Origin of the sequence: Telluria mixta, assembly GCF_029223865.1 — a bacterium.
Classification (GTDB): Bacteria; Pseudomonadota; Gammaproteobacteria; order Burkholderiales; family Burkholderiaceae_D; genus Telluria; species Telluria mixta.
On record NZ_CP119520.1, the window covers coordinates 4,125,051 to 4,147,020 of the forward strand.

Here is a 21,970-nt window from a genome sequence, read left to right on the forward strand (position 1 = left end):
TTTGGATCCCCGATGTCCCCGGCTTTACTCTTCTGCATCCTCATCGCATATTTCGCCCTGCTGCTCGGCGTCGCCTGGGCCACGGGGCGGGGTGCCAACAACGACAGTTTTTTCATCGGTAACAAGAGCAGCAACTGGATGCTCGTCGCGTTCGGCATGGTCGGCACCACGCTGTCCGGCGCCACCTTCATCAGCGTGCCGGGCGCCGTCGGGGCCGACGGCTTCGGGTATGCGCAGATCCTCATCGGCTACGTGATCGGCTACATCGCCGTCGTCTACCTGCTGCTGCCGCTGTACTACCGGCTGCGCCTGACGTCGATCTACCACTACCTCGACGTGCGCCTCGGCCGGCGCGCCTACCAGAGCGGGGCCGGGTTCTTCATCCTGTCGCGCCTGTTCGGCGCCACGGCGCGGCTGTACCTCGTCGTCGCCGTCCTGCAGACCATCATCCTCGACAGCCTCGGCATCCCGTTCTGGCTCACGACCTTCGTCATCCTCGGCATGATCCTGCTGTACACCTACCAGGGCGGCGTGAAGACCATCGTCTGGACCGATACCCTGCAGACGACGTGCATGCTGGCGGGCCTGTTCGCGTGCGTCGCCTTCATGCTGGGCCAGCTGGACCTGACTTTTCCGCAGGCATTGCAGCAGATGCAGGACAGGGGCCTCGCGCGCGTGTTCACGCACGACCCGGACAGCCCCGGCTACTGGCTCAAGCAGATCGTGGCCGGCATCTTCATCGTGCTGACGATGACGGGCATGGACCAGGAAATGATGCAGAAGACGATCTCCGTGAAGACCCTGCAAGATTCGCAGAAGAACCTGCTCAGCCTGACCGCCGTGCTGGTCGTCGTGCTGTGCGCCTTCCTGTTCCTCGGCGGGCTGCTGTACCTGTACGCGCCGCTCGCCGGCGTCACGGCGACGGGCGACAGAATCTTCCCGGCCGTCGTGATGGGCCACCTGCCCGCCGTGGTGCAGATCATCTTCCTGGTCGCGCTGGTCTCGGCGCTGTTCCCCAGTGCCGATGGCGCCATCACGGCGCTGACGTCCACGTTCTGCATCGACATCCTCGGCATCAAGCGCCGCACCGACCTGACGGAAAACCAGCGCATGCGCCTGCGCCGCCACGTGCACCTCGGGTTCGCCGCGCTGTTCCTGGCCATGGTGCTCGTCTTCAAATGGGTGGACAATCCCAGCATGATCGTCGTCATCCTGAAGCTCGCAAGTTATACATACGGACCCTTGCTCGGTCTGTTCGCCTTCGGCATGATGACGACGCGGACCCTGCACGACCGCCTCGTGCCCATGGTGACCATCGGCGCGCCGATCCTGTGCGCGTTGCTGGAGTATTACCAGCATGCGCTGCTGGGCAGCTACCGCCTCGGCCTCGAACTGCTGATCGTGAACGGCGCCCTCGTATTCGCCGGCCTGTTCGCGATCTCGCGCCGCGCCGAGCCGTCCGCACTGACCGAACCGAATCTCAACTAGCCGGAGCCTCAATGTCTTTCAAGCCCATCTCCTCCCTGCGCCGCGGCATTGGCGCGCTGTGGCGCGGCCTCGACGCCACCCGCCGCTTCGTGCTGAACCTCATCTTCCTGATCATCCTGATCGCCTTCTTCTGGGCCATGTTCGGCGGTGGCCTGAAGCCGCTGGCGCCGAAGACGGCGCTCGTGCTGGACCTGAAGGGCGAACTGGTCGAGGAACGCGCGGGCAGCGTGCGCGATTCCGTCGTCGCCGGCCTGTCGGGCAACGGCCGCCGCCTCGTGCGCCTGCCGGACGTGCTGAAGGCGCTGGACGGCGCCGCGAAGGACAACAACGTGAACGAAGTGCTGGTGCTGCTGGATGAGCTGGATGGCGGCGGCCTCGCATCCGTGCGCGAGATCGGCGCGGGCATCGAGCGCGTGAAGGCGGCCGGCAAGCGCGTCGTCGTCTGGGGCGGCAACTTCGACCAGAAGCGCTACCTGATCGCCGCGCACGCCAGCGAGATCTACCTGCACCCGATGGGCATGGTGCTGATCGAAGGCTTCGGCCGCCACCGCAATTACTACCGCGACGCGCTGGACAAGGTCGGCGTCACCGTCAACCTGATGAAGGTCGGCACGTATAAAAGTTTTGCGGAGCCGTTCATCGGCAACGGCCCGTCCCAGGCCGCGCAAGAGGCGGACAGCTTCCTGTACAACGGCCTGTGGACCGCGTACACGGCCGAAGTGGAAAAGGCGCGCAAGCTGCCGGCGGGCGCCATCGCGAAAGGCATCGACGAGCTGCCGCAGCGCCTGCAGGCGGCCAACGGCAACGCGGCCAAGGTGGCCCTGGACTGGAAGCTGATCGACGGCGTCAAGACCCGCGACGAAGTGCGCGCCGAGTTCATCAAGCGCGGCGCGTACGACGACCGCATCAAGAGCTTCCGCCAGGTGAGCTTCGGCGACTACGTGGCGCGCCATCCGGACAAGCCGTTCGGCGACGCGGTGGCCGTCGTCGTCGCGGCCGGCGACATCACGGAAGGCACGGGCGGCCCCGGCATGGTGGGCGGCATCTCGACGGCAAACCTGATCCGCAGCGTGCGCGAAGACTCGTCCGTGAAGGCCGTCGTCCTGCGCGTCAATTCGCCGGGCGGCAGCGCCTACGGTTCGGAACTGATCCGGCGCGAGCTGGAGCTGACGCGCGCGGCCGGCAAGCCGGTCGTCGTGTCGATGGGCGACGTGGCCGCGTCGGGCGGCTACTGGATATCGATGGCGGCCGACGAAGTCATCGCCGACCCGTCCACCGTCACCGGTTCGATCGGCGTGTTCGCCATCCTGCCGACCGCGGACAAGGTCGTGGATAAACTCGGCATCCACACGGCCGGCGTGACGACCACGTGGCTCGCGGACGCCTACAATCCGCTGCGCCCGCTCGACCCGCGCTTCGGCCAGCTGATCCAGTCCGCCATCAACCACGTGTACGACGAGTTCACGACCAAGGCCGCCGTCGCGCGCAAGACGACGCCGGCCAAGATCGACGAAGTGGGCCAGGGCCGCGTGTGGACGGGCACGCAGGCCAAGGAACGCGGCCTCGTCGACCGCCTGGGCAGCTACGGCGACGCACTGCGTTCGGCGGCCAAGCGGGCCAACCTGGGCGACGATTTCCGCGTCACGTATGCCGAGCAGCCGACCACCTTCGCCGAGCGGGTGCTGGAGCGCATGGGCCTGTCGGACGCGCAGATCCTGAACGTGCAGGTGAAGCTGGGCCTGCTGCCGGTCGACCTCGGCGCGGCCGCGCTGGGCGGCAACGCGACGGCAGGCATCACCCGCGACCTGGGCTGGCTGTCGGCCGTCGCCGACCGCAAGCAACCGTTCGCGGCGGTCACGCACTGCCTGTGTGCGCTGCCCTGAACCTTTCCAGTGCGTTAATCTTTGTAACAGCGTGTAGTCAGGCATACATACACAGCAACACGGGCGTGGGAATCTTCCCACGCCCGTTTTGTTTTGATCTCCCCGCATGTAGGCGGCTTCTGTGTAAAGCCATGTAAAGATGCAACTTCCTATGCCTGGAGGGAGGTTCGCTCACCGTACGTTACGAAACATAAGGCAATAGCAGGCCGTGCTACATTTCAAAACAACATTTATTGTGCTTTTGAACACTCGGCCGCCGAAGGACTAGCATGGATTCGACCGTCACACCCGACAAGAATAAAACCCCGACCCAACCCAAGCGTTCGCGCCGCACCCGCATCATCGGGACCCTCATCGCCGTCCTCGCGATGGGCGGTCTCGGCTGGCTCGCATGGCACCTCGTGCACCAGCAGCCGCAGGGCGCGCCCGGCGGCGCGCGCGGGCAGGGCGCGGGCGGGCCTGGGGCCGGTCGGGGCGGTCCGGGCGGCGGGCGCGGTGCGCCGGCGACGACGGTCGGCGTTGGCAAGGCCGAGCGGGCCGACATCCCGATCGTGCTGGACGCCCTCGGCACCGTGACCCCGGCCGCCGTCGCGACCGTGCGGCCGCAGGTCGGCGGCGTGCTGCAGAAGATCCTGTTCACGGAAGGCCAGCTCGTCAAGCAGGGCCAGGTGCTGGCGACGATCGACCCGCGCCCGTCCCAGATGGCGCTGCTGCAGGCCACGGGCCAGCGCCAGCGCGACGAGGCCCAGCTCGAATCGGCGAAGGTCCTGCTGTCGCGCTACCAGACGCTGCTCCAGCAGGATTCGATCGCGCGCCAGGACGTCGACACGCAGGCGGCCCTCGTGAAGCAGCTGCAGGGCGCCGTCACGACCGACAAGGCGGCCGAAGGCATCGCCCAGATCAACCTCGGCTACACCCAGGTGCGCGCACCGATCGCCGGCCGCGTGGGCCTGCGCACGGTGGACATCGGCAACCTGGTGGCCAGCAGCGACGCGAACGGCATCGCCGTCATCACGCAGCAATCGCCGATCGACGTCGAATTCGCCGTGCCGCAGGACCACCTGCCCACGCTGCAGGAACGCATCAACGCGAACGCCACGCTGCCCGCGACGGCGCTGGACCGCACCCGCACGCGCGAACTGGCGCAGGGCCGCTTCATGGCACTGGACAACCAGGTCGACACCACGACCGGCACCGTCAAGGCCAAGGCCCGCTTCGGCAACGAGGGAGCGAAACTGTTCCCCAGCCAGTTCGTGAACATCCGCCTGCAGGTGAACGTGATCAAGAACGCGATCACGGTGCCGGTGACGGCGCTGCGCCACGGCGCCAACGGCGACTACGTCTACGTGCTGGATCCGCAGACCCGCACGGTGGCGCTGACGAACGTGAAGCGGGGCGAGGAGGATGCCGAGCGCGTCGAGATCACGAGCGGCCTGAAAGGCGGCGAGACCGTCATCACGGAAGGCGCGGATCGCCTCAAGGATGGCGCGAAGGTGACGCTGCCCGGCGAGCATCCGGCGCGCGGGCAGGGCGGCCAGGCGGGTGCCAAGCAGGGCCAGGCAGGCCAGGCAGGCCAGCATCGCCGCCGCCAGCAGCAGGAAGGCGCTGCGCAATGAGGAGTGCCGCATGAGCCCATCCGCACCCTTCATCCGCCGCCCCGTCGCCACGTCGCTGCTGATGCTGGCGATCGTGCTGGCGGGCCTCGTCGGCTACAAATTCCTGCCGCTGTCCGCGCTGCCGCAGGTCGACTTCCCGACCATCCAGGTGCAGACGCTGTACCCGGGCGCGAGCCCGGAAGTGATGGCGCGCACCGTGACGGCGCCGCTGGAACGCCAGTTCGGCCAGATGTCGGGCCTGGCGCGCATGAGTTCCAACAGCGCGGCCGGCGTCTCCGTGATCACCCTGCAGTTCACGCTGGGCCAGACGCTCGACGTGGCCGAGCAGGAAGTGCAGGCCGCGATCAACGCGGGGGGCTCGCTGCTGCCGACCGACCTGCCGGCGCCGCCCGTCTACGCGAAGGTCAACCCGGCCGATGCACCCGTGCTGACGCTCGCCATCACGTCCGACTCGATGCCGCTGACGGAGGTGCAGAACCTCGTCAACACGCGCCTCGCGCTGAAGATCAGCCAGGTGACGGGCGTCGGTCTCGTCACCCTGCAGGGCGGCCAGCGTCCGGCCGTGCGCATCCAGGCGAACACGGAGGCGCTCGCCGCCAACGGCCTCGGTCTCGACACGCTGCGCACCGCGATCACGAACGCGAACGCCAACAGCGCCAAGGGCAGCTTCGACGGCCCCTTGCGCGCGTACACCATCAACGCCAACGACCAGCTGGTGACAGTACCCGACTATACGAACCTGATCGTCGCCTACAAGAACGGCGCGCCCGTGCGCCTGGGCGACGTGGCGAAGGTCGTCGACAGCGCGGAAAACGTCAAGCTCGGCGCGTGGGCGAACATGAAGCCGGCGATCATCCTGAACGTGCAGCGCCAGCCGGGCGCCAACGTGATCGCCACCGTGGACGCCATCAAGCAGCGCCTGCCCGAGCTGCAGGCCAGCCTGCCGCAGAGCATCCACATGGACGTGCTGTCGGACCGCACGAACGGCATCCGCGCCTCGGTCGAACACGTGCAGATCGAGCTCGTACTGGCCGTCATCCTCGTCGTGCTCGTGATATTCGCGTTCCTGCACAGTGTGCGCGCCACGGTGATCGCGAGCCTCGCGGTGCCGATCTCGCTCGTCGGCACGTTCGGCATCATGTACCTCCTCGGATACAGCCTCAATAACCTGTCGCTGATGGCGCTGACGATCGCGACCGGCTTCGTCGTCGACGACGCCATCGTCATGATCGAGAACATTTCTCGCTACATCGAGGAAGGCGAGAGGCCGATGGATGCCGCGCTGAAGGGCGCCACGCAGATCGGCTTCACCATCATTTCGCTGACCGTGTCGCTGATCGCCGTGCTGATCCCGCTGCTGTTCATGGGCGACGTCGTGGGCCGGCTGTTCCGCGAATTCGCCGTGTCGCTCGCCATCACGATCCTGATCTCGGCCGTCGTGTCGCTGACGCTCGTGCCGATGATGTCGGCCCGCTGGCTCAAGCAGCACGACAAGTCCCATGAAACGAAGTTCGCCCGCAAGTTCCAGTCGTTCTTCGACTGGACCGTGGGCCACTACGACCGCGGCCTGAACTGGGTGCTCGCGCGCCAGGGCCTGACCTTGCTCGTCGCGCTGGGCACGCTGGTGCTGACGGCGATCCTGTGGACGTTCATCCCGAAAAGCCTGTTCCCCACGCAGGACACGGGCCAGCTGCAGGCGCGCGTGGAAGCGCGCCAGGCGATCTCGTACAGTTCGATGGCCGAGATGCAGCAGGCCGCCGCGCGCGAGATCCTGGCCGACCCGGACGTCGAATCGCTCGCGTCGACGGTCGGTGTGGACGCCGCCAACAACACGATGCTCCACACGGGCACCATGCTGATCAACCTGAAGGCGAAACACGACGACCAGCAGGACATCATGGACCGCCTGCGCCGCCGCGTGGCACAGAACGTGGCCGGCGTCGCCCTGTACCTGCAGCCGACGCAGGACCTCACAATCGACGCCGAGACCGGGCCGACGCAATACCGCCTGTCGATCGAGGGCGCGGACACGAAGACGGTGACGGAGTGGGCACACAAGCTGGTGGCGGCGATGGCGCGCCGCAAGGAGCTGGCCAACGTCGTCACCGATGCCGGCGCCACCGGCGCGGCCGCGTACGTCAACATCGACCGCGACAGCGCGTCGCGCCTGTCCGTGACGGCATCGAACGTCGACGACGCGTTGTACAGCGCGTTCGGCCAGCGCATCGTGTCGACCATCTTCACGGAGACGAACCAGTACCGCGTGATCCTGGAAGCGCAGCAGGACGACAAGATGTCGCTCGACGCGCTGTCGGACCTGCAGTTGCGCACGGGCTCCGGTGCGCCGACGCCGCTGTCCGCGATCGCCTCGATCACGGAGCAGGCCGCGCCGCTGCAGATCACCCACGTGGCGCAGTACCCGGCGACGACGATCGGCTTCGACACCGCGTCCGGCGTCAAGCTGGGCACCGCCGTCGCCGCCATCAAGGACGCGGCCCGCGAGATCAACCTGCCGGGCGCTGTGACCATGACGTTCCTCGGCGCGTCCGGCGCGTACCAGGCGTCGCTGTCGAACCAGCTGTGGCTGATCCTCGCGGCCGTCGTCTGCGTGTACATCGTGCTGGGCGTGCTGTACGAGAGCTACATCCACCCGCTGACGATCCTCTCCACCCTGCCGTCCGCCGGCGTCGGGGCGCTGCTGGCGCTGGGGATCACGGGGCAGGGCCTCGGCGTCATCGGCATCATCGGCATCATCCTCCTGATCGGTATCGTGAAGAAGAACGCGATCATGATGATCGACTTCGCCATCGAGGCCGAACGCGACGAAGGTAAAGACCCGCGGACTGCGATCCACCAGGCCGCGATGCTGCGCTTCCGTCCCATCATCATGACGACCCTGGCCGCGCTGTTCGCCGCCATTCCGCTGATGCTCGGCTGGGGCGAGGGCGCGGAGCTGCGCCGGCCGCTGGGCCTCGCCATCTTCGGCGGCCTGATCGTCAGCCAGCTGCTCACGCTGTTCACGACACCCGTCATCTATCTGGCGTTCGACCGCCTCGCGCGGCGCTGGAGCGGGGCGGAGCCGGCCGCTGTCAAACCGGGCGGAGCCGGCGCATGAGTCTCTCGCAGCCGTTCATCAGGCGGCCCATCGCCACGGTGCTGCTGACCATCGGCATCGCGCTGGCGGGCATCGGCGCGTTCTTCGTGCTGCCTGTCTCGCCGCTGCCGCAGGTCGACTTTCCGACGATCTCCGTGTCCGCCAACCTGCCGGGCGGCAGTCCGGACACGATGGCGACGTCGGTGGCCACGCCGCTGGAACGGCGGCTGGGCGTGATCGCGGGCGTCAACGAGATGACGTCCAGCAGTGGCAACGGCTCCACCCGCATCAACCTGCAGTTCGACCTGACGCGTCAGATCGATTCGGCCGCGCGCGAAGTGCAGGCCGCCATCAACGCGGCGCGCGCCGACCTGCCGGCCACGTTGCGCAGCAATCCGACGTACCGCAAGGCCAATCCGGCCGACGCGCCGATCATCATCCTCGCGCTGACGTCGAAGACGCGCAGCCCCGGCCAGATCTACGACGAAGTGTCGAACGTCGTGCAGCAGAAGCTCGCGCAGGTGAAGGGCGTGGGCGACGTGGAACTCGGCGGCGGCTCGCTGCCCGCCGTGCGCGTCGACCTGAATCCGTACCAGCTGAACCAGTACGGCCTGTCGACCGAGGACGTGCGCGCCGCCATCCAGGCGACCAACGCCAACCGGCCGAAGGGCGCGCTGGAAGGGCAGGGCATGCGCCTGCAGATCTATTCGCAGGCGAACACGCCCACCAACGGGCGCACGGCGGCCGACTACAAGGGCCTCGTCGTCGCGTGGCGCAACGGCTCCGCCATCCGGCTGCAGGACGTGGCCGACGTGAAGGACGGCGTCGAGGACATCCATACCCTGGGCCTGTTCAACGGCGAGCCCGCTGTGATCGTGCTCGTGACGAGCCAGCCGGGCGCCAACGTCATCGAGACCGTGGACGGCGTGCGCGCGCTGCTGCCGCAGCTGCAGGCCCAGTTGCCGCAGGACGTGCGCATGCAGGTGGCGTCGGACCGCACCAATTCCATCCGCGCGTCGCTGCACGAGATCGAGATGACCCTGATGATCTCGATCCTGCTCGTCGTGCTCGTGGTCTCCGTGTTCCTGCGCAGCGTGCGCGCAACCGTCGTGCCGGCCGTGGCGACCGTCGTCTCGCTGCTGGGCACCTTCGGCGTGATGTACCTGCTCGGCTTCTCGCTCAACAACCTGTCGCTGATGGCGCTCACGGTGGCCACCGGCTTCGTCGTCGACGACGCCATCGTCGTGCTGGAAAACACGAGCCGCCACGTCGAGCAGGGCATGGACCGCATGAAGGCGGCGCTGCTGGGCGCCCAGGAAGTGGGCTTCACGGTGCTGTCCATCAGCCTGTCGCTCGTGGCCGTGTTCATCCCGCTGCTGTTCATGGGCGGCCAGGTGGGCCGGTTGTTCCGCGAATTCGCCGTCACCTTGTCGGCGGCCGTGATGATCTCGCTCGTGATCTCGCTGACGACGACGCCGATGCTGTGCGTGATCCTGCTGAAACCCGGCCAGAAGCTGCACGACCATGCGGGCCGCAAGCAGGGCCGCCTCGGTCGCTGGGCGGAGCGCGGCTTCAACGGCGTGCTGAAATCGTACGAGCACGCGCTCGACTGGGCGCTGGACATGAAGCTGCTCGTGATGCTGATCCTCGTGTTCGTCGTCGGCCTGAACGTCTATTTGTTCTCGGCCGCGCCGAAAGGCTTCTTCCCGCAGCAGGACACGGGCCAGGTCAACGGCGGCCTGCGCGCCGACCAGAGCATCTCGTTCCAGGCCATGCAGGGCAAGCTGCGCCAGCTCGTCAATATCATCAAGAGCGATCCCGCCGTGGACACCGTCGTCGGCTTCACGGGCGGCTCGCGCGCGGGCGGCGGCTTCATGTTCCTGAACCTGAAACCGGCCGACGAGCGCGCCAAGGGCGAGAGCGGCCAGGCCGTGATCGCGCGGCTGCGTCCGAAGCTCGCGCAGGTGACGGGCGTGCAGCTGTTCCTGAATCCCGTGCAGGACCTGCGCATGGGCGGGCGCCAGTCGAACTCCACCTACCAGTACACCCTAAAGAGCGACAACCGCGCCGACCTGAAATCGTGGGCGACGAAGCTGGCCGATGCGATGAAAGCGCAGAAGGCGCTGACCGACGTCGACACCGACCAGGCGGACAACGGCGTCGAAACCTATGTCGACATCGACAAGCAGACGGCGGCGCGCCTCGGCATCAGCGCGAAGGACATCGACAACGCGCTGTATAACGCGTTCGGCCAGCGCCAGGTCGCCAACATCTACGACGAGTTGAACCAGTACCACGTGATCATGGGCGTCGCGCAGAAGTATGCGCGCTCGCCGGCGGCGCTGGACGACGTCTATGTACCCGCCAAGAACGCAACGGCGACCGCAGCCGCCGGCACTCCCGCCGCGCCCGCGAATCTCACGGCCGCGCGCGATCCGTCCAGCGGCTCGGCGCTGTCGTCGGGCGTCACGACGATGGTGCCGCTGTCCGCCATCGCGCACTTCGCCGAACGCGCGACGCCGAGCTCCGTCAACCACCAGGACGGTGAGCTGGCGACGACGATCTCGTTCAACCTCGCGCAGGGCTATTCGCTGTCGGAAGCGCAGCAGGCGGTCAAGCAGGCCGAGGCCGACATCGGCATGCCGACCAATGTGCGCGGCAGCTTCCAGGGCCAGGCGAAGCAGGCGCAGGAATCGAGCCAGCAACAGCCGCTGTTGATCCTCGCCGCCATCGTCGTCATCTACATCGTCCTCGGCATCCTGTACGAAAGCCTCGTGCACCCGGTGACCGTGCTGTCGACGTTGCCGTCGGCCGGCGTGGGCGCCGTGCTGGCGCTGCTGCTGTTCCGCATGGAGTTTTCCATCATCGCGCTGATCGGCGTGTTCCTCCTGATCGGCATCGTGAAAAAGAACGCGATCCTGATCATCGACTTCGCGCTGGAAGCGGAGCGCGCGCGCGGGCTGTCGGCCACGGAAGCCGTGCGCGAGGCGTGTTTGCTGCGCTTCCGTCCAATCCTGATGACGACGCTGGCCGCGGCGCTGGGCGCGCTGCCGCTGGCGATCGGCTTCGGCGAAGGCTCCGAGCTGCGCCAGCCGCTGGGCATCGCCATCATCGGCGGCCTGGTCGCGAGCCAGCTCCTGACGCTCCTCACGACGCCCGTCGTCTACGTCTACCTCGACAAACTGCGCCGCCGCGGCGCGGACGAGCATCACCTGGTCCGCCATCCGCTGGAGGACCAGCCAACGATTTCCCAGCCATGAACCGAACCATGCGAACTACCACCTTTCGCCCGTTGATCTCCGCCTTGCTCGCCGCCGCCGTGTTGTCCGGCTGCGCGCTCGCGCCCACGTACGAGCGGCCGGCGACGACGCAGCCTGCGGCCTTCAAGGAACTGCAAGGTTGGGCGCCCGCCGCACCAGCGGATGCGCTCGATCGGGGCCCGTGGTGGACCCTGTTCAACGACCCCGTGCTCGACGGACTGGTGCGCCAGGTCGAGGTCAGCAACCAGAACGTGGCGGCCGCCGTCGCCGCGTACAGCCAGGCGCGCGCGCTCGTCGCGCAGCAGCGCGCGTCGCTGTTCCCGACCGTGACCCTGAACGGCGGCGCAAACCGCAACGGCAGCGGCGGCGGGTCGAACGACAACGGCAACAACAACGGCCGCACGTCCAACAGCTTCCGCCTGAACATCGGCTCGAGCTGGGAGCCGGACGTGTGGGGGCGCCTGCGCGCCGGCATCTCCGCGGCGCAGGCCAATGCGCAGGCCAGCGCGGCCGACCTCGCGTCCGCGCGCCTGTCCGCGCAGGGCGAACTGGCCGCGGACTATTTTTCGCTGCGCTCCGTCGACGCCCAGCGCGCGTTGCTGGCCACGACCATCGAAGGCTACCAGCGCGTGCTGAAGATCACGCAGAACCGCTTCGACGTGGGCATCGTGCCGCACTCGGACGTCTACCAGGCCCAGACCCAGCTCGCCAGCGCGCAGAGCGACGACCTGACCTTGGCCCGCCAGCGCGCGCAGCTGGAGCACGCGATCGCGGTCCTCGTCGGCAAGGCGCCGGCCGACTTCGCGCTGGCGCCGGCCCAGTGGAACGTGACGGTGCCGGACGTGCCGGTCGGCGTGCCGTCCACGTTGCTGGAGCGCCGTCCCGACATCGCCGCGTCCGAACGCGCCGTGGCGGCGGCCAACGCGCAGATCGGCATCGTGCGCGCGGCCTACTTCCCGCAGATCGGCCTCACGGCATCGTACGGCCCGTCCGCCAGCGCCATCGGCGACTTGTTCAAGGCGTCGAGCATGGCATGGGCACTGGGCCTGTCGGCCACCGAGACGATCTTCAACGGCGGCGCCAACCGCGCGGCGGTGCAGGGCGCCGACGCGGCGCGCGAGCAGGCCGTCGCCCGCTACCGCCAGACGGTGCTGGATGCTTTCGCCGACGTCGAGGACCAGTTGAACGCCACGCGTGTGCTCGCGCAGCAGCAGGACCTGCAGCGACTGGCATCGGAAGCGGCGGACAAGGTCGAGGAGCAGGTGCTGAACCGCTACAAGGCCGGGCAGGTGAGTTATTCGGAAGTGGTGCAGGCCCAGGTGACGGCCCTGAACGCGCGCCGCGCGCTCGTGCAGACGCAGGGCAACCGCCAGACGACGGCCGTGGCGCTGATCCAGTCGCTGGGCGGCGGCTGGCATGCCGACCAGCTCACCGCGCAGGAGTAGAACCATGCCCGCATGGAGCGCCTTGTACCTGGCCGGCGACGTGGCGCTGTCGGCCTGGATGCTGCGCCACGACTTCCGCCGCCGCGGCCGCGCGGCGTTTGTCGCGACGGCCGAACTGCTGGGCAGCGTGAGCCTCGCGCTGCCGGCGCTCGCTTATCTGGATGAGGACTTCGCCGCACTGTTGAACGCGTCGGCGCTGTGGACGTTGTTCGCGCTCGGGATGGTGGCGCTGGCAAGCTTCAGCTGGCGCGACATCCGCGCGAGCCTGCACGATCCACGCACGGCCTGGCTGCCGCCGCGCCGCCGCTGGCTCATCACGGCGCTGGGGCCCGGCATGATGCTCGCGGCCGCGCTGCCGGAGGTATGGTGGGGCGGACTCGCTCTCGCCAAATAATACCGGGGTCAGAGCCCCGATTTTGGCAACTGCATCAGGGAAATTTCCAAAAATCGGGCTCTGACCCCGGTGTTAACGATTCTCGCGGCCCCATTTCTGGGCCAGCACCGCGCAGACCATCAGCTGGATCTGGTGGAACAGCATCACAGGCAGGATGACCATGCCCAGCGCACTCGGCGCGAACAGCACCTTGGCCATCGGGACGCCGCTTGCGAGACTCTTTTTCGAGCCGCAGAACACGATGGTGATCTCGTCCTCGCGGCTGAAGCCCAGGCGCCGGCTCGCCCACGTGGCGACGCCCAGTGCGATGGCCAGCAACACGCAGCTGATGACGACGAGCGCCGCGAGCGATTCCCCCGACAGCTTGTGCCACAGGCCCTCATTGACCGATTCGGAAAACGCCGTGTAGACGACCAGCAGGATCGAGCCCTGGTCGACGATCTTCAGCATCGGCTTGTGGCGATCGACCCACTTCCCGATCCACGGACGCAGGAACTGGCCGGCCAGGAAGGGCAGCAGCAACTGCTCGACGATGGTGATCACGGCGTCCAGCGACGAGCCGCCCGCAGAGCCTTGCACGATCAGGGTCGACACCAGCAGCGGCGTGACGAAGATGCCGACGAAGTTGGAGGCCGACGCGCTGCACACGGCCGCCGCCACGTTCCCGCGCGCCATCGACGTGAACGCGATCGACGACTGCACGGTCGAGGGCAGGGTGCACAGGAACAGGATGCCCACGTACAGCTCGGGCGTGACGACGCTGCCCGCCAGCGGCTTCATGGCGAGGCCCAGCAGCGGGAACATGACGAAGGTCGACGCAAGCACAAGCAGGTGCAGGCGCCAGTGCGTCATCCCGGCGACGATCGCTTCGCGCGACAGCTTGGCACCGTGCAGGAAGAACAACAAGCCGATGGCGACGGTGGTGACCTTGCCGAGGACGACGGCCGTCTCGCCCGCACACGGCAGTACGCTGGCCAGGGCGACGGTGCACAGCAGCAGGATGGTGAAGGTGTCGATCGACAGGCGGCGGAGGACTGAGGAAACGGGTGCGAGGAGACTGGGCATGATGATGGTCGGCGAGGAAGCTCCGGACGGCGCCGGACCCGTCATTCTATCTGCATCTGCGGGCCTCCGCTCAAGCGCGTGATTCTTTGCGCGACACGCCGTGCGCCCCGTTGACCCGCCGCGCACAGGCCGTCAATACTGATGTGCAAACCCGGGCGCATACAAAATTCACAAACAGGAGACAGACGATGCACATCTTCATGCGCAGGACTGCGCACGCCGCTACGTTATGCCTGCTGGTCGCCGGCTGCGGCGACGCCAGCAACACCGGCACCGCCGGCGCCCCCCGGATGCTGGCGACCGTCGCGACGGCCTCCGCGTTCGGCCTCACGCTGGATGCGAATTTCTACACGATCGACACGGGCGCGGGCCTCGTCTTCAAAGTGCGGCGCCTGGACAACGGCGTCAGCACGCAGTCGGCGGGCGACATCGCATCGCTCGTCTACAACGGCGTCGAGTACCAGGACCAGGGCCGCGGCACGCAGGTGAATTCCGGCTTCGACTACCTGTACAAGGGCATCTCCGCGGTGGCCGTGAACGCGGAGACGGTGGGCAGCGACATCGTCAAGGTGACCGTCCAGGCGGGCGGCCTCACGCACTACTACATCGCCCGCCGCGGCGAGGCGAAGATCTACATGGGCACCTACTTCACGAGCGAGCCCGATACGCTGAACCTCGCGCGCTTCATCGTGCGCGTGCCGATCGCGCGGCTGCCCAACGGACCGGCGCCGTCGGACCTGCGCGGCACCAGCGGGGCCATCGAAGCGAGCGACGTCTTCGGCATGCCGGACGGCGAGACACGATCCAAGCACTATTCGAACATGCGCCTGAAGGACTGGCAGTTCATTGGCGCGACAGGGACCAACGTCGGCCTGTGGATCGTCCGCGACAACAACGAGGGCAATTCGGGCGGCCCGTTCTACCGCAGCCTGCTGAACCAGGCCACAAGCACGAACCAGGAGATCACCTACATCATCAACTACGGCGAGGGCCAGACGGAGCCGCTGCGCACGAACATCCTCAACACGTACACGATGGTCTTCAACGACGGTTCGGCACCGGTACCGGTGGACACGTCCTGGCTCGGCACCCTCGGCCTCACGGGCTGGGTGGGACCGGAAGCGCGCGGCGCTGTTCGCGGGGCCGCCATCACGGGACGCGATCCGCGCTTCGCCTACACGGTCGGCTTCTCGAATGCGACGGCGCAGTACTGGACGGCGGCCGACGCCGGCGACGGCCATTTCGCCAGCAGCGGCATGTTCCCCGGGACCTACACGATGAAGGTCTACAAGAACGAGCTGGCGGTCGACACGCGCACGGTGACGGTCGGTGCGGGCGCCACGACGGACACGGGCACCGTCGCCGTGACGGGCGATCCGGGCAGCGCGGCGGCGCTCTGGCGCATCGGCGAATGGGACGGCACGCCGGCGGAATTCATCAACGGCGGCAAGGTGACGACGATGCACCCGTCCGACGTGCGCATGGCCTCGTGGACGCCGGGCGATTACGTGGTCGGCACGTCGGCGCCGGCGACGGGTTTCCCCGCGTACCAGTGGAAGGACGTGAACGGCACGCTCACCGTGCGCTTCAACCTGCGCGCGAGCCAGGTTGTGCCGCTGCGGCTACGGGTCGGCATCACCGACGCGTTCGCGGGCGGCCGGCCGAAGGCGCAGGTGAACGGCTGGGTGTCGGCGAATCCGCCCGCGTCCACGCAGCCGTCGTCGCGCACGCTGACGGTCGGCACCTACCGCGGCAATAACACGATGTATACGTTCGACATCCCCGCCACCGAACTGGTGGTCGGCCAGAACGTGCTGACCCTGACCGCGATCAGCGGTTCCAGCGGCATCCGCTTCCTGAGCCCCGGCTACAGCTACGACGCGCTCGACCTGATTCCCACGCCATGATGGAGACGACCATGCATTTCAAGAACCGCCTGCTGTGCGCAGCTGTGTTGGCCCTGGCCGCGCAGGGTGCTGGCGCAACTGTGCTGCAGACGCTCGGCGCCGGCACGGCCGTGGGCACCGTGACCAACACGGCGCACTTCGACCTGAACACGGCACTCGCCAACGACTGGGTCGAGGACGGCCTGCTGTTCCACGCCAGCGGCTACGGCGCCAACAACGGCTGCGGCTACGCGGGCGTGGATTGCTATGACGCGGTGTCCGACCTGAGCCCCGCATTCTCCGGCAACTACCTTGCCACGTCCGGCATGAACGCCTGGATCAGCGTGCGCCGCGCTGACGGCGCGGACTTCCACCGGATCGAGTTCGCGGCCGGCAGCGGTTACCAGTCCCTGAATGGCTACTGGGCCACGTACGACGACGGCCGGCGCACCGGCAGCGGCAACTTCAGTTCCCCGCGCGGCGCGATCCTCGGCCTGGTCGACGGTGCCGGCTTCGACGAGGTGCGCTACTTCGCCTTCTCGACCGCGAACCGGCAGGCAGGCTACAGCGCGCCCGCGCTGGACGAGGTGCGCATCGGCCTGCCGGAACCGGCGTCGCCGGCGTTGTGCGCGGCCGCGCTGGCTGGGATGGCGGCGGTGCTGCGGCGCCGCAAACGTCAATACGCCTGATCGGGGAGTTTGCGGGATGTGGCGCCCGCGCTACGCCGATACGCGGGCTGTACATACTCATCCTGGGCGTTTCGTGACAATTTTGTTTCCGGAACAAGACGGGCAGACGATATACTCGGGTTTGCTTTTTTCATCCGAGGTTTGTCTTGTTCAAATCCGTCGTCCTTCCCATCGCCCTGCTGGGGGCGAGCGCCGGTGCGCTCGCCGACGAGGGCCAGTGGCAGCCGCACCAGCTGCCGCAGCTGAAATCCGAGCTGAAACGCATCGGCATCACGATTCCGGCCGAGCGGCTCGCCGACCTGTCGAAACACCCGATGAGCGCCATCGTGGCGACGCCGGGATGCTCGGCGTCGTTCGTGTCGCCGGACGGTCTCGTCGTCACGAACCACCACTGCGGCTACGGCGCGATCCAGCGCAATTCGACCCCGGAACACAATTACATCGCCAACGGCTTCCTCGCGAAGACGCGCGCGGAGGAACTGCCGGGCGGTCCGAACACGGTCGTCTACGTGACGGAAAAGGTCGAGAACGTGACCGACCGCGTGCTCAAGGGCCTCGCGCCGGGACTCTCCGGCAAGGAGCGCCACGAGCAGGTCGAGGCGCGCATCAAGGCGCTGATCGCGGAATGCGAGAGCGACAAGGCCTACCGCTGCTCGGTCCCCGCGTTCAACCGCGGCGGCGAGTACTACCGCATCAAGCAGCTCCTGATCCGCGACGTGCGCCTCGTCTACGCGCCCGCGAACAGCGTCGGCGACTTCGGCGGCGACATCGACAACTACGAATTCCCGCGCCACGTGGGCGACTTTTCCTTCCTGCGCGCGTACGTCGGCAAGGATGGCCGTCCCGCCGATCCGTCGCCGGACAACGTGCCCTATAAATCGAAGAGCTTCCTCGTCGTCTCGGCCGAAGGCCTGAAGGCGGGCGACCCGATCCTGCTGGCCGGCTACCCGGGCCGCACGAGCCGCTACAAGCTGCCGGCCGAGATCCGCTTCGCGCGCGACGTGGACTATCCGGCCAAGGTGGCGTCGATCACGGCCGACCTGTCGGTGATCGCGGCCGCCACGATGGGCAACCCGGACTACACGGTGCGCTACGCCAGCGTGGCGAAGAGCCTGAACAACGTGCTGAAAAAGACGCGGGGCCTGCTGGACGGTTTCGCGCGCAAGGACATCGCCGCCATCAAGGATGCGCAGGACGCCGAGTTCCGCACCTGGTACAAAGCTCATGGGACCGGTCCGAAGAACCTGCTGGCCGACCTCGACGCCGTCATCGCCGCCGACATGGCGACGACGCAGCAGGAGACCGCATGGGCGGAAGCCACGCACAGCGACCTGCTGAAGAGCGCACGCACCTTGTACCGCCTGGCGCTGGAACACCAGAAGCCGGACGCGCAGCGCGAGGCGGGCTTCCAGGACCGCGACGTCTCGTTCATCAAGGCGCGCCTGACCCGTCTCGAACAATCGTTCGTGCCCAGTGTCGACCAGGCCCGCTGGCAGGCCGCGCTGGTCCGCTACGGCAAGATCGATCCGAAGGCGCGGCCGCACGGCCTTGACGCGCTGCTGCCCGCGCAGAATGCGCTGGCGCCGCTGTACAAGGGCACGGAGCTGGGCGACACGGCGAAGCGTCTCGCGTGGATCGGCAAGGATGCCGACGCATTCCGCAAGTCGAACGACCCGTTCATCCAGCTGGCCGTGCGCCTGCACGACGTCGGCCTCGCGCTGGAAGACCGCCGCAAGGACGTCGACGGCAACCTGGAACGCGTCGTCCCGCTGTACATGGACGCCGTCGTCGCCTGGAAGAAGTCGCAGGGCAAGCCTGTGTACCCGGACGCCAACGGCACCTTGCGCGTGACCTACGGTACGGTGGCGCCGTACAGCCCGCGCGACGGCATCGTCAAGGGCCGTTCACCACCGTCGAAGGCATCCTTGAGAAGCAGACGGGCAAGGCGCCGTTCGACGCGCCGAACTCGCTGCTGCAGGCGATCCGCGACAAGCGCTACGGCCAGTTCAGGGATCCGGCGCTGGGCACGGTGCCGGTGAACTTCCTGTCGAGCGCCGACACGACGGGCGGCAATTCCGGCTCCGCGGTGATGAACAAGCGCGGGGAGCTCATCGGCCTGAACTTCGATTCGACCTACGAGTCGATCACGAAGGACTGGTACTTCGATCCGGTGATCACGCGCGCGATCCACGTCGACATCCGCTACATGCTGTGGGTGATGAAGGAGGTCGACCATGCGGACAACCTGCTGAAGGAAATGACGATCAAGTATCCCAAGTCGTAGGGTGGACGGCTTTGCCGTCCACGCGTTCAGCAAACGTATGAAACCCGGCGCGTCAATTCGTGCCGGGTTTGAACGCGTGGACGGCCGAGCCGTCCACCCTACCGTCGAACCAGATGTCGAACCGCGTCTCTCCCGGCGCCCCCGGTGCCAATGAATACGTGCACCCGTGCCGCTGCAGCACCTCGCGCACGAACATCAACCCGATCCCCTGGCCGCCTTTCCGCGTCGTGAAGAACGGCGTGAACAGCGGCCGCGCCGGTCCGGTGGCCAGCAGGTCGCCGGAATCGACGACCGACAGTCGCACGCGCCGGTCTTCATTCGCGAGTTCCACTCGAATCGTGCCCTGCGCCTGACCGGCCGCCTCGATCGCTTCCATCGCATTCTTGACGATGTTCATGAGCGCCTGCTCGATGAGCTGCGCATCCAGCGCGAGCGGCGCGACGGCGTCGCAGCGGTGCCAGCCCAGCGCGATGCCGCGGCTGCTGCACTGTTCGCGGTTCAGCCACAGGATGTCGTCGACGACGGCTTTCAGGTCCGTCGGGCGCGGTTCCGGCGGCGGCATCTTGACGACCTTCGTGAAGCGGTCGATGAATTCGCCGAGGCTCGCATTGCGGCGCTTGACGGCGACGATGGCCGTCGCGAAGTCGCCCGCGTCCCGTTCCGCGAGCTGGTCGCGGTAGAACAGCAGCGAATCGAGCACGGAGCCCGTCGCGGCCACCGTGTTGTTGACTTCATGCGCCAGCACGCGGATCAGCCGCGCGTACGTGGCGCGCTCCGAGTCTTCCAGTTCCGCCGTCAGTTCCTCCACCATGACGAAGTGGCGCGCGAAGCCACGGTCGTAGAACTGGCCGCGTTGCGCGCGGTAGCGGCGGCCGTCCGGGTCCGTCAGCAGGCGCGATTCGCCCAGCGGCAGCGCATCCAGTTGCGCGGCGAGCTGGCGGCTCCGTGTGCGCCCGCGCGCGTCGAGGTTTTTTGCGTATCCGGCATCGCCATCGGCCCAGGTGGACAAGCGCTTGCCCTCGGGCCGATCCAGGCCGAGAAGCTCGCCCGCGCTCGCGTTCACGAGACTGATCGCGCCGTCGAAGTCGAACACGAGGACGGCGACAGGCGTTGCTTCCAGCAGGCGGTCGAGGAAGCCCTGCTGCTCGCCGATCGCGAGGCGTTCGCGGTGCAGCGCGGCCAGCATCGTGTTGAATGTGTCCACGAGGTCGTCCAGCTCGCGCGACGCGGGGGCGGCCAGGCGGTTGGCGTAGTGCTGGTCCTGCAGCAGTTCATGGAAGCGGCGCGTGTAGCCCAGCGGTTCCAGCGCCTGGCGCACGAGCCACCAGCCCAGGCCCAGGCTCGCGAGCAGCAGGCCTTCCGCGCCGACGAACAGTAAAGGACGCGCCGGCAGCAGCAGGGCGGCGCAGCCGAACAGGGGCACGTGCAGCGCCAGGATGTAGGTGCCGAGGCGCGGGCGCAGCCGCATCATGCGGCGCCATCCGCGCCGGCGAGGCCGTGGCGTTCCAGCCGGCGGTACAGCGCCGTGCGCGACAGGCCCAGGGCCTTCGCCACGCGCGAGATGTTGCCGGCGTGCTGGCGCAGGGCCTGTTCGATCATCAGGCGTTCGACCTGGTCCAGCGTCATGCCGTCGACACCGAGCCGTGTGCCCGGCACGTTGTCGTCGACGGCGCTCGTTGCCTGGAAGTCGGCTTGCGTGAGCACGTCCTTGCCGGCCAGGAGCAGCGTGCGTTCCAGCGTCTGTTTCAGCTGGCGGATGTTGCCGGGCCACGGCTGCGCGGCGAGCCAGTCCAGCGCCTGCGGGGCGAGGGCGACAGCTTTCAGGCCGTAGCTGTCGGCGACATGCGCCACGATATGGCGCGCCAGCAGCGGGATGTCGCTGCGCCGCTCGCGCAGCGGCGGCAGGCGGATCGTGATGAGGTTCAGGCGGTAGAACAAATCCTCGCGGAAGTCGCCGGCGGCCACCAGTTCCGCCAGTTCGCGGTTCGTGGCCGAGATCACGCGCACGTCCGCCTGTTCCGCGCGGCTCGCGCCCACGGGCTGGTAGCGCTGGTCCTGCAGCACGCGCAGCAGCTTGACCTGGTCGCCGCGGTTCAGTTCTCCGATCTCGTCGAGGAACAGCGTGCCGCCGTCCGCGCTCGCGATATGGCCCTTGCGGTTGTCGCGCGCATCCGTGAACGCGCCGCGCACGTGGCCGAACATCTCGCTCTCGAACAGCGACGTCGTGATGGCGCCCATGTTGATCTTGACGATGGGGGCAAGCTTGCGCGGGCTGTTGCGGTGGATGGCGTCCGCGATCAGTTCCTTGCCCGTGCCGCTCTCGCCGAGGATCAGCACGGGCGCGCGCGTGGCCGCGACCTGCGCGATCGTCTCCAGCACTTTTAATAGTTTCGGATGCTCGCCGACGATCCCGCTGAAGTCGTACCTGGCGTCGAGCGCGGCGCGCGTGCGGCTGCTTGCCGCCGGCGGCGTGCCCAGGTCCAGCGTCGCTTCGATCAGGTCGACCAGCTGGGCGTTGTCCCAGGGTTTCGTAAAAAAGTTGGCGGCGCCGGCCTTCACGCCGCGCACGGCCAGCGCGATCGAGCCCCAGGCCGTCATCAGCAGCACGGGCAGGGCCGGATGCGCGGCCTTGATGCGCGTGAGCAGGTCGAGACCTTCCTCGCCGCTCGTCTGCAGCGAGAAATTCATGTCTTGCAAGACCAGATCGAACGTGCCGCCTTCAAGTGCCGCCAGCGCTTCACGCGGGCCGTCCGCGCACGCGGCGTCGAAGCCGGCCTGCTTGAGGAGCAGGGCCAGCGAGACCTGGACGGCGTGGTCGTCGTCGACGACCAGTACGCGCCGCCTGCGTTGTGATTCCATGGGTGCC

At 67.7% G+C, this 21,970-nt stretch carries 12 protein-coding genes and 1 pseudogene; 10 read left to right on the forward strand and 3 right to left on the reverse strand.

Annotated features, from left to right (window positions below):
• Positions 1-12 precede the first annotated feature (12 nt).
• The 7 genes from P0M04_RS18400 to P0M04_RS18430 all read left to right on the forward strand — a co-directional run bounded on the left by P0M04_RS18400 (position 13) and on the right by P0M04_RS18430 (position 13,180).
• Complete coding sequence (locus tag P0M04_RS18400) at positions 13-1,488, forward strand: sodium:solute symporter (protein WP_259447647.1); 1,476 nt, start codon at positions 13-15, stop codon at positions 1,486-1,488.
• Positions 1,489-1,499: 11 nt separating this feature from the next.
• A complete protein-coding gene (gene sppA / locus P0M04_RS18405) occupies positions 1,500-3,371 on the forward strand; it encodes a signal peptide peptidase SppA (protein WP_259447646.1) in 1,872 nt (623 codons plus the stop codon).
• A 269-nt stretch (positions 3,372-3,640) separates the two neighbouring features.
• Positions 3,641-4,987: an efflux RND transporter periplasmic adaptor subunit gene (locus P0M04_RS18410; protein ID WP_259447645.1), complete on the forward strand. Its 1,347-nt coding sequence runs from the start codon at positions 3,641-3,643 to the stop codon at positions 4,985-4,987.
• 10 nt (positions 4,988-4,997) lie between these two features.
• Positions 4,998-8,102, forward strand: coding sequence for an efflux RND transporter permease subunit (locus P0M04_RS18415; protein ID WP_259447644.1), 3,105 nt, complete (start codon positions 4,998-5,000; stop codon positions 8,100-8,102).
• Positions 8,099-11,341: an efflux RND transporter permease subunit gene (locus P0M04_RS18420; RefSeq protein WP_259447643.1), complete on the forward strand. Its 3,243-nt coding sequence runs from the start codon at positions 8,099-8,101 to the stop codon at positions 11,339-11,341. The genes P0M04_RS18415 and P0M04_RS18420 overlap by 4 nt, the downstream gene beginning before the upstream one ends.
• A gap of 8 nt (positions 11,342-11,349) precedes the next feature.
• The gene (locus P0M04_RS18425; protein ID WP_259447642.1) at positions 11,350-12,786 is read left to right on the forward strand and encodes an efflux transporter outer membrane subunit; all 1,437 of its coding nucleotides are present in this window, start codon (positions 11,350-11,352) and stop codon (positions 12,784-12,786) included.
• A 4-nt stretch (positions 12,787-12,790) separates the two neighbouring features.
• On the forward strand, positions 12,791-13,180 hold the full coding sequence (locus P0M04_RS18430) for a hypothetical protein (RefSeq protein ID WP_259447641.1): 390 nt from the start codon (positions 12,791-12,793) through the stop codon (positions 13,178-13,180).
• A gap of 72 nt (positions 13,181-13,252) precedes the next feature.
• Here P0M04_RS18430 and P0M04_RS18435 read toward each other — a convergent pair whose 3' ends face one another.
• Positions 13,253-14,245, reverse strand: coding sequence for a bile acid:sodium symporter family protein (locus tag P0M04_RS18435; RefSeq protein WP_259447640.1), 993 nt, complete (start codon positions 14,243-14,245; stop codon positions 13,253-13,255).
• A 188-nt stretch (positions 14,246-14,433) separates the two neighbouring features.
• On the opposite strand from P0M04_RS18435, the gene P0M04_RS18440 reads away from it, so the two are divergent.
• The 3 genes and pseudogenes from P0M04_RS18440 (at position 14,434) to P0M04_RS18450 (ending at position 19,104) form a co-directional block, all read left to right on the forward strand.
• Positions 14,434-16,152 carry a rhamnogalacturonan lyase B N-terminal domain-containing protein gene (locus P0M04_RS18440; RefSeq protein WP_259447639.1) on the forward strand — a complete coding sequence of 573 codons (1,719 nt, stop codon included), beginning with the start codon at positions 14,434-14,436 and terminating at the stop codon, positions 16,150-16,152.
• Positions 16,153-16,163: 11 nt separating this feature from the next.
• Positions 16,164-16,820 carry a hypothetical protein gene (locus P0M04_RS18445; RefSeq protein WP_259447638.1) on the forward strand — a complete coding sequence of 219 codons (657 nt, stop codon included), beginning with the start codon at positions 16,164-16,166 and terminating at the stop codon, positions 16,818-16,820.
• A gap of 146 nt (positions 16,821-16,966) precedes the next feature.
• Positions 16,967-19,104: pseudogene (locus P0M04_RS18450) on the forward strand (S46 family peptidase).
• 52 nt (positions 19,105-19,156) lie between these two features.
• Here P0M04_RS18450 and P0M04_RS18455 read toward each other — a convergent pair.
• On the reverse strand, positions 19,157-20,575 hold the full coding sequence (locus tag P0M04_RS18455) for a sensor histidine kinase (protein WP_259447636.1): 1,419 nt from the start codon (positions 20,573-20,575) through the stop codon (positions 19,157-19,159).
• Positions 20,572-21,963 carry a sigma-54-dependent transcriptional regulator gene (locus tag P0M04_RS18460; protein ID WP_259447635.1) on the reverse strand — a complete coding sequence of 464 codons (1,392 nt, stop codon included), beginning with the start codon at positions 21,961-21,963 and terminating at the stop codon, positions 20,572-20,574. The genes P0M04_RS18455 and P0M04_RS18460 overlap by 4 nt, the downstream gene beginning before the upstream one ends.
• Positions 21,964-21,970 lie beyond the last annotated feature (7 nt).